Source organism: Williamsia sp. Y844 (assembly GCF_056786475.1).
Genome location: NZ_JBXCJB010000001.1, coordinates 1,077,470 through 1,093,387 on the forward strand (window position 1 = coordinate 1,077,470; position 15,918 = coordinate 1,093,387).

Below are 15,918 nucleotides of genomic sequence, written 5' to 3' on the forward strand. Positions count from 1 at the left end.
GTCCTCGGGTGGGAGTTCCGGACTCACCGGCACCTGGATTCAGTCCCCGGCAATCAGCAACAGGACAAGTGGACCGATCGTCACCAGCAATCCCACACCCATCGCCAGCAGCGTGCTGATCAGATCGTTGCTACGACGCACGACGTGAACCAGCGTCACCAACCCGAAGATCACCGCGACGGAGAGGATCAGCGCGAACAGGACGTTCCAGCGCCACAACTCGGTGAAACCCCAGAACAGGGCCACACCGACGGCCAGCCCGGCCAGCACCTGACCGATGAGCAGCATCCATTGGACAGTCGGGGACTGTTCCTCCGCGCCGCCCGATGTCGGCGTTGCCGACTCAGGTTCTGAATCCGACGACTCGGCGCCATGTTTGATGAGCGAGGTCTTGCCGGGCTTGACCCCGGCCTTGTCCTGACCGGAACCGGCACCCGCCGCGACCGCGGCACCGGTGCCGCGAACCCGTCCGAACTCCGACGTCGGCGATTCATCTGCGGTCTCAACCGACTTCGCCGTGTCGACGTCATCGTCGGCAGTGACCTCGGCGGCAGCGGTGTCGGCATCTTCGTCGAACCGGAGGTAGCGATCATCGGCGACCTGCGCTGCCTGCGCCCGCTGCGTCGGCACCTCTTCGGGCGCCGGTGCGGGTTCACGTTCCGTTGCGGGCGTCGCGGCCTCGGACTCCCCCGACTTGTCGGGCAACTTCGGAATGAACTGTGTCACAGTCCGATCCGAGTGGTCGTCGACATCATCATCGGTAACCGGCGTGATCGCGGGTTCGGCCTTGCGACCGAATCCGAACAGGCCCCGCTTCTTCTTCTTGCCACCCGCCGTCGCAGCGCCGGGCCCTTCACCGGTCTCGACGTCTTCGAAATTCCGGTACCGCTCGAACTCTCGTTCGCGCTCGGCGGCGCTCAGGACGCGATGATCGTCGTCACTGTCGTCCACCTGCGAGTACGCCTGCATCGACGGGATGACGCCGGTCGTCTCCTCATCGGCGTCGCCTGACGTCGATCGGTTGGCCGCTGAACCCTGTTCGGCCGCAACCTGCACCGATGTGACGGCGGAAGCATCAGCGGATGCGGACTCCAGTGGGCCACCGGTCCCCGAATCGACAGTCGCCGGCTTTGCGCCAAGCGGCGCAGGCCGATCAGGCGCACCGGGTGTCGGCTTGATGCCAGACCCCGCCGCGGCCGCGGCCCGCTTCGAGACCTCCGAGGTGCTGAAGTCCCGGGTCGGCGGCAGCGTCGAAGACTGTGTGCCGGTCGCCGGTTGCCGTGCCTGCTCCACCTTCGGCGGCGCCGACGGCGGATCAGCCTTCGGCCGGGACACCTCATCAGGCTTCGGCTGCGACGCTTCAGCAGCCTTCGGCTGTGACGCTTGCGCAGCCTTCGGCTGGGCAGTCACCCGGGGGATTTCGCCGGTCAACTCCGCAACCGACACCGAATCCTTGCCGCCACGACGACGACGCCCGGTCGCGGCAGGCGAACTCCCGACAGCCGAGACCACATCGTCGGCACCCTGCTCTTTGGCACGTGCCAAGAGCTCGGCAACCGAGATCGGACGCGATTCGGGATCCATTCCTCTGGCCATGAGCTACTTCACCATCCTTAGCGTTGACCCGCCGGCAATTCGGCATCACTGGACTCCAGGTCCAGCCTGCGCAAGATCACACCTTCACGGAGGGCCCATGGGCATATCTCCAGGGTATCGACCGACAGAGCCCGCATGGTGGACTCGGCCACGAGTGCGCCGGCCACCAGCTGTCCAGCACGGTCCACACTCACTCCCTCCAGCTCGGCCCGGTCCGATGCGGTCATCCGGGAGATGAACGCGATCAACTGTCGTAGACCATCACTTGTAAGTGTCCTCTTGACGCGAGGTCCAGCGCTGGAAGGCGCCGCTCCGGTGAGTCGCGCCAGCGAACGGAAGGTCTTGGAGGTGCCGACGGCCATGTCCGGCCGTCCGGCCGCGATGAGTTGTTTGGACGCCACCGCCAGTTCGGAATCGAGCCAATCCCGCAGCACAGCAACCCGGCGACGACCCGGCGGATCCTCCGACAACCACTCGCGGGTGAGCCGTCCGGCGCCCAGCGGCAACGACAGCGCGACGTCCGGCTCCTCGTCCACGCCGTTGGAGAGCTCCAGAGAGCCACCACCGATGTCGACGGCCAGGATCCGTCCGGCACCCCAACCGTGCCAACGACGGACCGCCAGCGACGTCAAACGGGCCTCGTCGACGCCGGAGAGCACCGTCAGGCGGACACCGGTCTGCGCCTGGACCCGATCGAGTACCTCGTCGGAGTTCGTCGCGTCCCGGACCGCGGAGGTGGCAAAGGCCATCACCTGCTCGCAGCCCGAGGTGTAGGCGATCTTGGTGAACTCGTCGACCGCATCGACGAGGGTGTCGGCGCCACGCCGGGTCAGCCTGCCATCACCGTCGATCTGCTCCGCGAGTCGCAATGTCGACTTGGTCGAACTCATCGGGGTCGGGTGACCGCCCCGATGCGCATCGACCACCAAGAGGTGGACTGTGTTGCTCCCGACATCTAGCACTCCTAAACGCACGCTCTACAACCTAATGCGTCTACCGTTGGCGATTGTGCACGCAGCCTCCAAAATCGCGCCGAAACCCGAAGTTCCTCTCGACTTCCCACGCGAGTGGTACGAGTTTGTCGACCCCTCGAATCCAGAACACCTCATCAATGCAGACCTGACGTGGCTGTTGTCGCACTGGACCTGCGTCTTCGGCACCCCGGCATGCCAGGGCATCATCGAGGGCCGCGAGGACGACGGGTGCTGCAGTCATGGCGCCTATCTCTCCGACGACGACGACCGCGAGATCCTGGCCAAGGGCATGGCGATGCTGACCCCCGACGACTGGCAGTTCTACGAAAAGGGTTCGGGCAACAACCCTTTGGGCAAGCGCGGCTACCTCGAGGAGGACGATCTCGATGGTGAGCCTGCCCTCAAGACCCGTAAGTACAAGGGTGCCTGCATCTTCCTCAACCGTCCCGGTTTTGCCGGCGGCCAGGGTTGCGCACTGCACTCGATGGCACTGCGCAAGGGCATCGAACCGCTCGAGGTGAAGCCGGAGGTGTGCTGGCAGCTACCGGTCCGGCGCGAACAACAGTGGGTCGAGCGTCCCGACGGCGAAGAAGTACTCAAGACCACGATCACCGAATTCGACCGGCGTGGCTGGGGATCAGGCGGCGCCGATCTCCAGTGGTACTGCTCGGGGTCACCCGATGCGCACATCGGCGAAAAGCAGGTCTGGCAGTCGTACCGGCCGGAGCTGATCGCGTTGATCGGTGAGCCTGCCTACGAGGAACTGGCCAAGATCTGTTCCCGGCGCAGCGCGCTGGGGCTCATCGCCATACATCCGGCCACCGCGGCCGCCACCAAGCGTCAAGAAGGCGACATCAAGTACGCCCAGCATCCCGAAGAACACTCCTGAGCGATCGGGATGTGTGCGGCTCTGGCGACAGAGCCGCACACCGCGGGGCGATCAGGGCTCGAACTTGTAGCCCAGTCCGCGGACGGTCACGAGGTGTTTCGGGTTACCCGGGTCCGATTCGATCTTGGACCGCAACCGCTTGACGTGGACATCGAGGGTCTTGGTGTCACCGACATAGTCGGCGCCCCAGACCCGATCGATCAGCTGGCCCCTGGTCAAGACCCGTCCGGAGTTGCGGAGCAGGTATTCGAGTAGGTCGAACTCCTTGAGCGGCAAAGTGATCGGATTCCCGCTTGCCGACACCGTGTGCCGTTCGACGTCCATCGAGACAGGTCCGGCCTCGATCAGCCCGCCGTCGAGGTCGGCGGTGTCGCCCTCGACGCCGCCGCGACGCAGCACGGCCCGGATCCGGGCGATCAGTTCCCGCGCCGAATACGGCTTGGTCACGTAGTCATCGGCGCCGAGTTCGAGCCCGACCACCTTGTCGATCTCGCTGTCGCGGGCGGTCACCATGATCACCGGCACCGACGACCGCGCGCGAATCGCTTTGCACACCTCGGTGCCCGAAGCGCCGGGAAGCATCACGTCGAGCAGGACGATGTCCGGTCCCACCCGTTCGAACTCGGGTAGCGCACTGGCCCCGTCGGTGACGATCGTGGCTTCGAACCCCTCCTTTCGGAGCAGAAATGCAAGCGGGTCCGCCAAGGACATCTCGTCCTCGACGATCAGCACATGTGTCAAAGGCTCAATTCTTTCTCTTCGAAGACCACGGGGGCGGCCGGTTCGGGCTTGGTGACCGCGGATGTCTGCCATCCCGCCGACAGGGACGAGTCGGCGACATACGGAATGGTGAGGGTGAACGTGGAGCCGGTACCGGGCTTGCTCCACAGGTTGATGGCGCCGCCGTGATTGGAGGCGACGTGTTTGACGATCGCGAGCCCGAGACCGGTGCCACCGGTCTTGCGGGACCGGGCCTTGTCCACCCGGAAGAAGCGTTCGAAGACCCGCTTCTGATACTCGGGTTCGATACCGATGCCGCGGTCCGTCACCGCGATCGCCACCATCTGCTGTTCCCCGATGGTCACCACCCGGCGACTGACCGACACCGCGGTCCCGCTGGGTGAGTAGGCGATGGCGTTGGCGACGAGGTTGTTCAGGGCGGTCCGCAGCAACGTGTGGTCGCCGTGAACGTGCAGCCCGGAATCGTCGTCGGCGGTCAGTCTGATCCCGGCGGCCTCGGCGTTGATCTGCGCCCGGTCGAGGACGTCGTCGATCAGCGGATCAACCTCGAGATCGTCGAGGTCGGGCAGGCGTTCGGCACCCTGCAGACGCGACAGCGCGATCAGTTCGGAGACCATGTTGCCCAGACGCTGCGACTCGATGTGGACGCGCTCTGCGAAATGCTCGACGGAGTACGGGTCGTCGGACGATTCCATCAGGGCCTCTGCCAGCAAACCGATCGCGGCGACGGGCGTCTTGAGCTCATGGGACACATTGGCCACGAAGTCGCGGCGGGTCTCCTCGACGCGGGCGTTCTCGGTGTCGTCCTGTCCGTAGATCACCGCGTAGCGTTCGTGGCCGTCGGTGACCAGCCCGCTACGGCAGGACACCGCATGGACCTTGCGGCCGGGGCTGCGCCCGGTCGAGACGAAGCCGCCTGCACTCTGCGGTGGGACGAAGCTGAACTGCTCGACTGCGCCGGTCTCCAGGGTGACCTGGGCGTGTTCCCAGACGTCGTCGTCGAGCAGATGGTCCCGGACCATCCCGAGGTAGACCGCGCGCTCGTTGAAGAAGACGACGTCGCGCACCACGTCGACCACTGCCAGCCCCGTCTCACCGCCCTCGACGATGAGGTCGAGCAGGGTCGCGCGGGTCATGGGGTGACGTTCGGGCTTCGACGGTGGAGTCATCGACTCCGGTGACGACCGGGTCTGCGCAGCTTCTGCCGGAGGCAGGTCACGCACCCTTGGTCGACGACGGCCGAAGAACCATCCGGCCGTCCCACTGATGAGAAGTGCCAGGATGGCCACTCCTGCGACAACAATTACGGTCACAGGCAAATCTTACGGGCAGCGCGACACAACACCCTTGAAGAATGCTCGCCATCTACTGTGGATAACAAGTCCGCACGCGACTGTTGGGGCGTTGTTCACGCGAACTTCGCCGTCGCGACTTTTGCACATCCCAAAACCCCCGGCCATGACAGGTCGGGACCGCTCAGCGCGTGACCTCAGTGGCCATTGCCGCGTATTCGGGGTGCAGTTCGATGAAATATCCGACGTAGGAACACAGCGGAACCACGTCTTTCCCGGTCTTCGCAATATCGTCGAGAACATACTTGACCAGGTGCGCAGCGTAACCCTGGCCGCTGTATTGGTTGTGGACGACGGTATGGGTCAACACCACCTGTTCGGTTTCGTTGACATAGTCCAGGTAGCCGACGTACATGTCGTCGACGTAGATCTCATAACGTTCCTGAGGGACCGAATGCAACACGCTGATGTTGGACGTGCGCGTATCTTCCCCGACCTCTGATGTGTTTTTGCCCACCATGGACCCAGAGTAGACCTCACTTGGAACTCTGAGTCACGGTTGCGATAACCGCAGGGGAATTATCCCCTGCGGTCATCGGCAAAAGGAGTTCGTTATTTGTTGCCCTGTGCGGCGACGGCGGCGGCACCGGCCTTGGCCGCCTCGGGGTCGAGGTAGTCGCCACCGGGATTGAGTGGTTTGAGATTCTCGTCGAGGTCGTACCGCAGCGGATTGCCGGTCGGGATGTTGAGCCCGGCGATGTCCGCGTCGGAGATGCCGTCGAGGTACTTGACCAGGGCGCGCAGCGAGTTGCCGTGCGCGGCCACGAGCACCGTCTTACCGGCCTTCAGGTCGGCGGCGATGGTCTCCTCGAAGTACGGGATGAGCCGCACCACAACGTCTTTGAGGCATTCGGTCAACGGGACCTCCGGAAGGTCCGCGTACCGCACATCGCCATCCTGGCTGTACTCGCTGCCCTTTTCGATGGGCGGTGGCGGCACGTCATAGCTCCGACGCCAGAGCATGAACTGGTCGTCGCCGAACTTCTCTTTGGTCTCTGCCTTGTTGAGGCCCTGCAGCGCGCCGTAGTGCCGCTCGTTGAGCCGCCAGTCCCGGACGACCGGGATCCAGTGCCGGTCGGCGGTGTCGAGGGCGATCTGCGCGGTGGAGATCGCACGCCGCAGCAGCGAGGTGTACAGCACGTCCGGAAGCAGGTCGTGCTCGACCAGCAGCTCACCGGCGCGGCCGGCCTCGGCCTCGCCTTCCTCGGTGAGCGGGACGTCGACCCAGCCGGTGAACTGGTTGGAGGCGTTCCACGTGCTCTGGCCGTGCCGCATCAGGATCAGGGTTCCGTTGCTCATGAGTCACTAGTTTTCCACAGCCTCGACACTTCGACAGTCAGCACTGTGGGGCAGTGACCATTTACACTGACGCCATGCTCCCCGGCGCCTGGAACTTCCGCAATGTGTCCGATCTCAAAACCTACGAAGGGCGTTGCGTCGCTGCGGGTTTCCTGTTCCGTAGTTCCGAGCTCAGCGGCTTGGAGGACAGCGGTGTCCAAAAGCTCTCCGAGCTGGGGGTGACGGATGTGTTCGATCTTCGCGACCTGCCCGAAGCCGAGCGCAGCGGATTCGACCGGGTACCCGGCGGTGTCCAGGTGCACGCGCTGCCCTTCGGGCTGAGCCGGGGCGACGGCAAGGCGCCGCACGAGATGACGTCGGCCGAATACGCGGCCGCCCGCGGCCAGTACATGCTCGATGTCTACCGGATGATGCCGGCACTGCCGGGTGCGATGAGCGCCGTCGGGTCGGCCATCAAGGTGCTCGGCGATCCCGATCGGCGACTACTGACCCATTGCGCGGCCGGTAAAGATCGCACCGGCTGGGTCACCGCCGTCGTCCTCGACGCCTTGGGCGTGCGCCGCGACGAGATCTTCACCGACTACCTGGCCAGCAACAACGATGTCGAGGCCCTCCGTGCGCACCTGATGCGGGTGTACGGCGCCGACGCCAAGGACGGCGAGCCTTTCGAGATCTCCGCCGATCTGCTCGGTGTTCGCGAAGAGTTCCTGGACACCGCATATGGGGCGATGACCGACGACTTCGGATCGCTCACCGACTATCTGGCGGCATGTCAGGTGACCGACGCCGAGGTCGAGGCGCTTCAGAACCGCCTGCTGGTCTGAGGTCATCGCACGTCAAACCGGGTGTCAAGACCGGATGTCGGACTTGTTTGTAGCCCCCATATGCATGCATGATGCAAGTAATGAACAGTAGAGAGAGCAAGCCGGTTGAACCGCGGGTCCTCATCGCGGTGTTGTGCTTCGGCGGCTTGCTCGCGTCGTTCATGCAGACCCTGGTCGTGCCGATTGTCGGCCGACTCCCCGGATACCTCGACACGAGTCCCGATAACGCCTCCTGGGTCATCACGTCCACTCTGCTGACCGCCGCGGTTGCGATGCCGATCGCCGGTCGCCTGGCCGACATGTTCGGCAAGCGGCGCGTGATCCTCTTCTGCATCGGCGCGATGGTTGCCGGTTCGGCAGTTTGTGCGGCGACCAGCATGGTGCTCCCGATGATCATCGGCCGCGGATTGCAGGGACTGGCCATGGGAATCATCCCCTGTGGCATCAGCTTGCTCCGCGAAAAACTGGCGCCCGCGCGGATTCCCGGTGCCATCGCAACGATGTCGGCCACCCTCGGCGTCGGTGGCGCTATCGGGATGCCGGTGGCTGCCTGGATCACCCAGACCTATGACTGGCACGTCCTGTTCTGGACCTCCGGAGCGCTTGCGATCATCACGTTCCTCCTCGTCTTCGTGTTCGTCGGCGAGTCCGAGACCCGCTCCCCCGGAACGTTCGACGTCATCGGCGCCCTGGGACTCACCATCGCCATGGTCAGCCTGTTGCTCGCCGTATCGAAGGGCTCGACGTGGGGCTGGACCAGCGGACTGACGCTGGGTCTGACCGCCGCGGGCGTGGTGGTGCTGGCGGTGTGGGGCTGGTTCGAACTGCGGACGAAATCACCACTGGTCGACCTCCGCGTCTCCGCTCAGCCCGTCATCGCGGTCACCAACGCCGCGTCGGTGCTCTTCGGTTTCTCCCTGATGGCGATCGGCCTGGCAGCGCCGCAGTTGCTGCAGATCCCGCACATTCCGGGACTGACCGACTACGGCATGGGCCAGTCCCTGATCGCCACCGGTCTGATCCTCGCGCCGGGTGGTCTGATGATGATGTTCCTGTCGCCGGTGTCAGCCCGGTTGAACATCAACATCGGCCCCAAGTTCACCCTGCTCATCGGCGCCCTGTTCATCACGCTCGGCTATGTGATGTCGGTCTTCCTGATGTTCGAACCCTGGCAGATCCTGTTGTGCAACCTGGTGGTCAGCACCGGCGTCGGAATCGGATACTCGGCGATGCCCGCGTTGATCATGTCGGCCGCACCCCTGCACCAGATGGCGGCGGCCAACAGCCTGAACTCTTTGATGCGCTCGATCGGAACCGCGATCGCGTCGGCGTTGCTGGCGACCATGCTCACGACGTCGACTGTCGACATCGGAATCGGATTCCCGGTGCCTGCCGAGTCCGCATTCCGACTGGTCTTCATCGTCGGCAGTGCCGCGGCATTGCTCGCGGCCCTGCTCGCGCTCTGCATCCCGTACACGTTCACGCGTCACAACGCGGTCGAATCGGTTGTGGCAAAGGAAAGGGTCTAGCCACCCCCATCGCAAACGCTCCGGATACACGAAGACGCTCCGCAAATATGCGGAGCGTCTTCGTATTGGTGGAGCGTTTCGTGAAGGTCTACTTGCGTAGATCCTTGCGCAGGATCTTGCCTGCCGCGCTCTTCGGGATCGACTCGATGAACTCGACGGCACGCACCTTCTTGTGCGGAGCCACCTGGGATCCCACGAACTCGATGACCCGGTCGCCGGTGAGATCGCTGCCCTCGCGCTTGACGACAAACGCCTTGGGGATCTCCTCGCCGCTGTCGGGCTCGATCACACCGATGACCGCGACATCGACGACGTCGGGGTGGGTCAGCAGCAGAGCTTCGAGTTCGGCGGGCGGCACCTGGTAGCCCTTGTACTTGATCAGTTCTTTGAGCCGGTCGACGATGTAGACGAATCCGTTGGAGTCGACGACGGCCATGTCGCCGGTGTGCAGGAACCCGTCGGCGTCGATGGTCTCGGCGGTCGCGGCGTCGTTGTTCAGATAACCGACCATCACGTTGGGACCGGCAACCCACAGTTCACCGGGTTCGCTGACGCCCTCGGCGGGAATACCGATGTCCTCGCCGGTCACCGGGTCGACGATCTTGTTGACCGTGTTGGGGACGGGCCAGCCACACGAGTTGAGCGGCGCCTGCGGACCCTCGATTTCGCCGGCCGGGATGACGTGGCTGACCGGACTGAGCTCACTCATGCCGTAACCCTGGATCACCTGTGTGCCAAGACGTTTGGCGACTGCCTTGCCGAGATGCTCGTCCAGCGGCGCGGCACCGGACATGATGGTGTTGATCGACGAGAGGTCGTATTCGTCGACCATCGGATGCTTGGCCAGCGCAACGGCCACCGGCGGTGCGATGAACACGTAGCTGCACTTGTAGTTCTGGATCGACGCCAGGAACTGTTCGAGATCGAAGCGCGCCATCACAACGAGTTTCGCGCGATTGAGCAGAGCGGCGTTGAGCAACACCGTCATTCCGTAGATGTGGAAGAACGGCAGCACCGCCAAGACCGCGTCGCTGGCCTTCATCTTGAGCAACGGCTGGATCTGCTGGACGTTGGCGACAAGGTTGCGATGCGTGAGCATCACGCCCTTGGGGTTGCCGGTCGTGCCGGAACTGTACGGCAGCACCGCAAGGTGCGTGGCCGGATCAAAATCGACATCAGGTGCAGGCAGTCCCGCCCCCAGTAGGTCGATCGCGTTGGGGTTCTGGCTGTCTTTCTCACCGGGACCGTTGAGAACGATCACAGCGCTCTCGGGCAGGCCGACCTCTGCAGCGGCGGCCTTGGCCTGCTCTTCGAGCTGCGTGATGGTGATCAGCATCTTCGCGCCCGAGTCCTTGAGCTGCTTGACGATGTCTGAGGCGGTGAACAGGGCGTTGACGGTGGTCGCGGTGGCACCGGAACGCAGGATCCCGTGGAAGACAAAGGCAAACGCCGAGGTGTTGGCCGAGTGCAGGGCCACCACGTCACCGACACCGATGCCGCGGGCCGCCAGCGCTCCGGCGAATCCGTCGATTCGGGCGATCAATTCGCGGTAGGTGATGCCCTCGGTGGCACCGGCATCGATCGCAGCAACCCGATCGAGGTCCTCTTCGCTGATCGACCCGAACAGCGTGTCGTAGACCGACGTATCCGAGATCTCGACAGGGGGATAAGGGCTTTTGAAACTCATGATCTGTGAGACCTCCGCAGTGTGTTACCCGGCGCAGTGTGTGTTACCTGGCGGTGAACAACCTACCAATGATTCTTGTCAGCCTTCGACGGATCCGAATAGTTCTGGATCTCTGGGTTCTGCGACAATCGCCGGATTCTGGCCTCCGCCGGTGGCGCCATCGGCCAGGTCTTCGTCCCGGATGAGGTGTTCGAAGGCCTTCAGGTTCTTGAGCGACTCGCCCCGCGACACCCGCCATGCCCACTCACGCCGGATCGAGGTGATGAACCCGATTTCCAGCAGCACGTTGAAATCGCCGTCGGCGGCCTCGAGTGCCTGTCCGAGCAGCCGGTCCAGTTCGTCCGCCGTGATCGATTCTGCCGAGTGCCTACCCACCAGATAGATGTCGCCTGCGTTGTCCAGGGTGTATGCCATGCCGTACAGGCGACGGTTGCGCTTGAGCATCCACCGGTAGACACCCTCGTGGTTCTCGTCGGGCTTCCGGCAGACGAACGCCTCCAACCGCAGGCCGTGCGACCCCGTCGTCAGGAGCACCGTCGTCTTGAGTTTCTTCTCTCCCGGTAGTTCGACCACAAAATGGCCGGCACCGCTGCCACCGGAATTCTTACGGCCATATGCCAATTCACGGCTCTTGAGAAAGTCTTCGACGATCAGACTCAGATCAGCGGTGACGTCTGCGGTCATGCGCGCACTCCATTTCGTCGTCCGGCAAAGCGGCGGGCAATCCGGGAAAGCGGCCGGGCATCGGCGCTTCCTTGTGGTGCCAAGGGATACTGCCCACGGAAGGTACCGATGGCCCGGCTGTAGCTGTCGAGTAGCTGATCCGCAGTGTGATCCCAGGAAAAGTTCTGTGCGTGCACGCGGGCGGCAGCGCCCATCTTGGTCAGCAATTCCGGATCATCGAGCAGTCGACCGAGTTCGGCACTCCAGTGGTCGACGTCATGCCCGGACACCAGCACTCCGGTGACACCGTCATCCACTGCGACTCCCAGACCACCGACGTCGGCGGCGATCACCGGCACACCCACCGCCTGCGCCTCGATGGCAACAAGACCGAAGCTCTCCGAATAGCTCGGCACCGCAATCAGATCCGATGCCCGGTACACCCCGGCAAGGCGCTCCGGCGACTGCGGCGGGATGAAGGTCACAGACGATTCCACACCCAGCTCGCGGGCCAATTCGATGAGCGAGGTCGGCCGCTGTAGCCCCGAACCCGACGGACCGCCTGCGATCAGGACCCGGAGTTTGCGACCTCCGGCCAGACCTCGGCGAATCAGCGGTGCAGCCGCCCGCACCAAAATGTCCGGCGCCTTGAGAGGTTGGATCCGGCCGACGAACGTCACGACGACCTCGTCGGGATCGATGCCGAGGAACAACCTGGCCTCGGTCCGCGACCCCGGTGTGTAGCAGTCGAGATCCGCTCCGGGTGTCACCACATCAATACGCGAAGGATCTGCGTTGTGGATCGAAACCAGCTGCTGCGCTTCAGTTTCGGTGTTGACGATGAGACGATCCGCCTCGTCGATCACCTGCTGCTCGCCGATCTGGCGCATCGGCGGCTCCGGGACGTCACCCTCGGCGAGGGAAGCGTTCTTCACCGCGGCGAGGGTATGCGCGGTGTGCACCAGCGGTACCGCCCACCGGTCGCGGGCCAGCCAGCCCACCTGCCCGGACAGCCAGTAGTGCGAATGCACCAGGTCGTAGTATCCGGCCGGACGTCCGGCCTCGGCACGCAGTACCCCGGCGGTGAAGGCGCACAACTGCGTGGGCAGATCCCGCTTGTCGAGACCTTCGAACGGCCCGGCCACCACGTTGCGAACGACCACCCCGGGCGCCGCCAACACCATCGGCGCATCCGTCGAAGATGTTGCACGCGTGAATATCTCGACCTCGACACCACGTTCCGCGAGACGCTTTGCGGTTTGCCAGACGTAGACGTTCATCCCGCCTGCATCACCGACACCGGGCTGGGCCAGCGGCGAGGTGTGCACGGAGATCAGCGCCACCCGGTGCGGGACCGGAAAGTCGGTGCCGGCGTTCATCGGAGTGCTCCTGCTGTGGCGGTGACGAACTCGCGCACCTGCGCGGCGAACCGGGTCGGGTCTTCGACAAAGGGTGCGTGCCTCGCGCCGTCCCAATACCGGGTTATCGCACCGGGTACCAGGGTTGCGACGTGCTGTGCGCAGGAGATGTCGACCACCGGGTCGGCGGTGCCGTGGATGACCAATACCTCACCGTCGAAACCGGCGAGCACGTCGTCGTAGGAGGCGCCGCGTCCGAACAGTCCGGCCCGGACTGCGGGTGGAACGGTCAGCGACGTACCGAGGAATTGTTGCGCAAGGGCGCCCTGCTCCGACGGGACCAATGCTTCGACGAAGGTCAGCAGCGCCGCGGTCGCGACGGCGGGATCCTCCGAGTAACCGGCGGGCAGGGCAGCACGCATCACGGGCCCGACCCGACCACCGGCTTCGCCGCGCCCCATCGAGGTGATCGCACCGACCAGGATCAGTCCGGCCGGATTCGGCGCAGCAGAATCCGTATCGGCGCGGTGCTTGAGGTAGTCACCGACCACCAGCCCGCCGTATGACCAGCCGAGTAGGAAGATCTGTTGATCGCCGGTCACCTCGGCATCGAGAACCGCGGCGATGTCGCCGCCGAAGTCCTCGGCGCCCAGGTGGTCGTCGGCGGGCACCGAGGAATCTCCATGGCCACGCAGGTCGATCGCGATGACCCGGAAGTCCTGCGACAGGTCGTCGACCAGCGCATCGCCCCATGATCGCGACGACTGCGCCCAGCCGTGGATCAGCACCACCACCGGGGCATCGTCGTTGCCCGAGGAACCGGCCGTGCGGTAGCTGATCTGCGTGCCGTCGCCTGCCAGGACCCGGCCCATGGAAGTACCCATGGGTCCACACTAATCGTGTGGGCCGGACAGGGTTCCGCCCGCCGACGCGCCCGCGGTGTGTCCGGCTGTCCACGCAGCAGGGTTCGACCTCTACGAGTTGAGTTCAACCCTATGAGTTGAGTTCAAGCAGGAGGGCTTCAACCTTTGCCCTGATCTCGTCGCGGATCGAGCGGACGGCCTCGACGCCTTGCCCGGCCGGATCGTCGAGGACCCAGTCGCGGTAGCTCGTGCCGGGGAAAATCGGACAGGTGTCACCGCAGCCCATCGTGATCACCACGTCGGAGGCCTCCGCGGCATCGGCGGTGAGGATCTTCGGCTTCTGCGCGGAGATGTCGATGCCGACCTCGGCCATCGCTTCGACCGCGACCTGGTTCACCTGGTCGGCGGGTGCACTGCCTGCAGAACGCACCTCGATCCGGTCACCGCCGAGCGCGGTGAGGAATCCGGCGGCCATCTGGGATCGGCCGGCGTTGTGCACACAGACAAACAAGACGCTTACAGTCGACATTCAGCGGCCTTTCGATTGTGGTCGGGCGGAGATCGTGGGCGCGAAGCGCTTTCGCAGGGCCAGCGAGACGTAGACCAGGCCGACGAGCACCGGGACCTCGATCAGCGGCCCGACAACACCGGCGAGCGCCTGCCCGGAGCTCGCGCCGTACGTGGCGATCGCGACGGCGATGGCGAGCTCGAAATTGTTGCCCGCCGCGGTGAACGCCAGTGTCGTGGTCCGCTCGTAGCCCATGCCTGCGACCGCCCCGAGCAGAAATCCGCCGCCCCACATGATCGCGAAGTAGACGAGGAGCGGGATCGCGATGCGGACGACGTCGACCGGTTTCGAGGTGATCTGCTCACCCTGCAGCGCGAAGAGGATCACGATCGTGAACAGCAGCCCGTACAGCGCCCACGGCCCGATGCGCGGCAGGAACTTCGATTCGTACCAGTCGCGGCCCTTGGCCTTCTCGCCGTAGCGGCGCGTGAGGAATCCCGCCAGCAGTGGGACGCCGAGGAAGATCAGCACCGACTTCGCGATCTGCCACGGCGAGGTGTCGATGGTGGTCTGCTCCAGATCCAGCCAACCCGGCAGCACAGACAGATAAAACCAGCCGAGCACCGCGAACATGATCACCTGGAACACCGAATTGATCGCGACCAGGACCGCGGCCGCCTCCCGGTCGCCGCAGGCGAGGTCGTTCCAGATTATGACCATCGCGATGCAGCGGGCCAGGCCGACGATGATCAGCCCGGTCCGATACTCGGGCAGGTCCGACAGGAAGATCCAGGCCAGCGCGAACATCAGGGCCGGGCCGAGCACCCAGTTCAGCGCCAGGGAACCGAGGAGGAGCTTGCGGTCGCCGGTGACCGAATCGAGGCGGTCGTAGCGGACCTTCGCCAGGACCGGATACATCATGATCAGCAGACCAAGGGCGATCGGCAGAGAGATGCCGTCGATTTCCACCGCGCCGAGCACGTCACCGAGACCAGGGATCCCCCGGCCGAGCAGCAGTCCGGCAACCATCGCGACGCCGATCCACACCGGCAGGTAGCGGTCGAGGGTCGAGAGTTTGCCGACGACGGCGGCCGACTGCGCGGTTCGGGTCTCGCTCACGCCGTTACCTCCGCGCACACCGATGACGGCAGCGCGGGTTCGACGTCGGTGAGCAGGACCGAGGACAGCTGCGACAGCGCCGAGGAGATAACCCGGTAGTACACCCAGGTCCCGCGCCGCTCGCAGTCCAGGAGCCCGGCCTCGCGCAGCACCTTCAGGTGATGGGAGATGGTCGGCTGCGACAGTTCGAAGGATCCGGAGATGTCACAGACACAGGCCTCTCCCCCGGCATGGGAAGCGATCAGCGACAGCAACCGCAGGCGCACCGGATCACCGAGCGCCTTGAACATCCGGGCGAGGTCGGTGGCCCAGTCCTCGGTCAGCGGCTCCCGCACCAGCGGCGAGCAGCAGGCTTCATCCCGCGAACCTTGATTCGACATACGTCAATATTGACACATGTCGAATCAGCGTGGAAGTAGACCTCGGGTGGATGATGTTCCCGAGAACGGCACACCGCACACTCGGGAATGAAACGGACCGAAGTCCGGTTATATCGTGCGTACCGTCTCACCTGCT

Annotated in this window: 16 protein-coding genes; 3 read left to right on the forward strand and 13 right to left on the reverse strand. The window is 64.5% G+C overall.

The features are described 5' to 3' along the window. Positions 1 to 39: 39 nt before the first annotated feature. Positions 40 to 1,596: a GtrA domain-containing protein gene (locus AC1TQG_RS04750; protein ID WP_482135774.1), complete on the reverse strand. Its 1,557-nt coding sequence runs from the start codon at positions 1,594 to 1,596 to the stop codon at positions 40 to 42. 17 nt (positions 1,597 to 1,613) lie between these two features. Beyond that, positions 1,614 to 2,570 carry a Ppx/GppA family phosphatase gene (locus tag AC1TQG_RS04755; RefSeq protein WP_482135775.1) on the reverse strand — a complete coding sequence of 319 codons (957 nt, stop codon included), beginning with the start codon at positions 2,568 to 2,570 and terminating at the stop codon, positions 1,614 to 1,616. A 13-nt stretch (positions 2,571 to 2,583) separates the two neighbouring features. Here AC1TQG_RS04755 and AC1TQG_RS04760 point away from each other — a divergent pair, with 13 nt between their 5' ends. Next, complete coding sequence (locus AC1TQG_RS04760; protein ID WP_482135776.1) at positions 2,584 to 3,459, forward strand: DUF3109 family protein; 876 nt, start codon at positions 2,584 to 2,586, stop codon at positions 3,457 to 3,459. 51 nt (positions 3,460 to 3,510) lie between these two features. On the opposite strand, the gene AC1TQG_RS04765 is transcribed toward AC1TQG_RS04760, so the two are convergent. The 4 genes from AC1TQG_RS04765 to AC1TQG_RS04780 form a co-directional block, all read right to left on the reverse strand. Beyond that, positions 3,511 to 4,200: a winged helix-turn-helix domain-containing protein gene (locus AC1TQG_RS04765; protein WP_482135777.1), complete on the reverse strand. Its 690-nt coding sequence runs from the start codon at positions 4,198 to 4,200 to the stop codon at positions 3,511 to 3,513. Further along, positions 4,197 to 5,513, reverse strand: a complete 1,317-nt coding sequence (locus AC1TQG_RS04770) for a sensor histidine kinase (RefSeq protein ID WP_482135778.1) — start codon at positions 5,511 to 5,513, stop codon at positions 4,197 to 4,199. The genes AC1TQG_RS04765 and AC1TQG_RS04770 overlap by 4 nt, the downstream gene beginning before the upstream one ends. Before the next feature lie 163 nt (positions 5,514 to 5,676). Then, positions 5,677 to 6,012: a GNAT family N-acetyltransferase gene (locus AC1TQG_RS04775; protein WP_482135779.1), complete on the reverse strand. Its 336-nt coding sequence runs from the start codon at positions 6,010 to 6,012 to the stop codon at positions 5,677 to 5,679. A 92-nt stretch (positions 6,013 to 6,104) separates the two neighbouring features. Continuing rightward, a complete protein-coding gene (locus AC1TQG_RS04780) occupies positions 6,105 to 6,851 on the reverse strand; it encodes a phosphoglyceromutase (RefSeq protein ID WP_482135780.1) in 747 nt (248 codons plus the stop codon). Between the two features lie 53 nt (positions 6,852 to 6,904). Here AC1TQG_RS04780 and AC1TQG_RS04785 point away from each other — a divergent pair, with 53 nt between their 5' ends. Together AC1TQG_RS04785 and AC1TQG_RS04790 are read left to right on the forward strand one after the other, a co-directional pair. Further along, the gene (locus AC1TQG_RS04785; RefSeq protein WP_482135781.1) at positions 6,905 to 7,675 is read left to right on the forward strand and encodes a tyrosine-protein phosphatase; all 771 of its coding nucleotides are present in this window, start codon (positions 6,905 to 6,907) and stop codon (positions 7,673 to 7,675) included. An 80-nt stretch (positions 7,676 to 7,755) separates the two neighbouring features. Then, positions 7,756 to 9,204, forward strand: coding sequence for an MFS transporter (locus AC1TQG_RS04790; protein ID WP_482135782.1), 1,449 nt, complete (start codon positions 7,756 to 7,758; stop codon positions 9,202 to 9,204). A gap of 88 nt (positions 9,205 to 9,292) precedes the next feature. Here the strand turns inward: AC1TQG_RS04790 and AC1TQG_RS04795 are convergent, their stop codons facing one another. From AC1TQG_RS04795 to AC1TQG_RS04825, 7 genes are all read right to left on the reverse strand, one after another. Next, complete coding sequence (locus AC1TQG_RS04795; protein ID WP_482135783.1) at positions 9,293 to 10,891, reverse strand: AMP-binding protein; 1,599 nt, start codon at positions 10,889 to 10,891, stop codon at positions 9,293 to 9,295. A gap of 78 nt (positions 10,892 to 10,969) precedes the next feature. Beyond that, positions 10,970 to 11,575, reverse strand: coding sequence for a type III secretion system chaperone family protein (locus tag AC1TQG_RS04800; RefSeq protein WP_482135784.1), 606 nt, complete (start codon positions 11,573 to 11,575; stop codon positions 10,970 to 10,972). Then, a complete protein-coding gene (gene mshA, locus AC1TQG_RS04805) occupies positions 11,572 to 12,933 on the reverse strand; it encodes a D-inositol-3-phosphate glycosyltransferase (RefSeq protein WP_482135785.1) in 1,362 nt (453 codons plus the stop codon). Before mshA ends, AC1TQG_RS04800 begins: the two co-directional genes overlap by 4 nt. Beyond that, complete coding sequence (locus AC1TQG_RS04810; protein ID WP_482135786.1) at positions 12,930 to 13,796, reverse strand: alpha/beta fold hydrolase; 867 nt, start codon at positions 13,794 to 13,796, stop codon at positions 12,930 to 12,932. The genes mshA and AC1TQG_RS04810 overlap by 4 nt, the downstream gene beginning before the upstream one ends. Positions 13,797 to 13,905: 109 nt before the next feature. After that, positions 13,906 to 14,304 (reverse strand): arsenate reductase ArsC, encoded by a 399-nt coding sequence (locus tag AC1TQG_RS04815; RefSeq protein ID WP_482135787.1) that lies wholly within the window; start codon positions 14,302 to 14,304, stop codon positions 13,906 to 13,908. Next, positions 14,305 to 15,402 (reverse strand): ACR3 family arsenite efflux transporter, encoded by a 1,098-nt coding sequence (gene arsB, locus AC1TQG_RS04820; protein ID WP_482135788.1) that lies wholly within the window; start codon positions 15,400 to 15,402, stop codon positions 14,305 to 14,307. After that, positions 15,399 to 15,782: an ArsR/SmtB family transcription factor gene (locus AC1TQG_RS04825; protein WP_482135790.1), complete on the reverse strand. Its 384-nt coding sequence runs from the start codon at positions 15,780 to 15,782 to the stop codon at positions 15,399 to 15,401. Before AC1TQG_RS04825 ends, arsB begins: the two co-directional genes overlap by 4 nt. Positions 15,783 to 15,918: the final 136 nt, after the last annotated feature.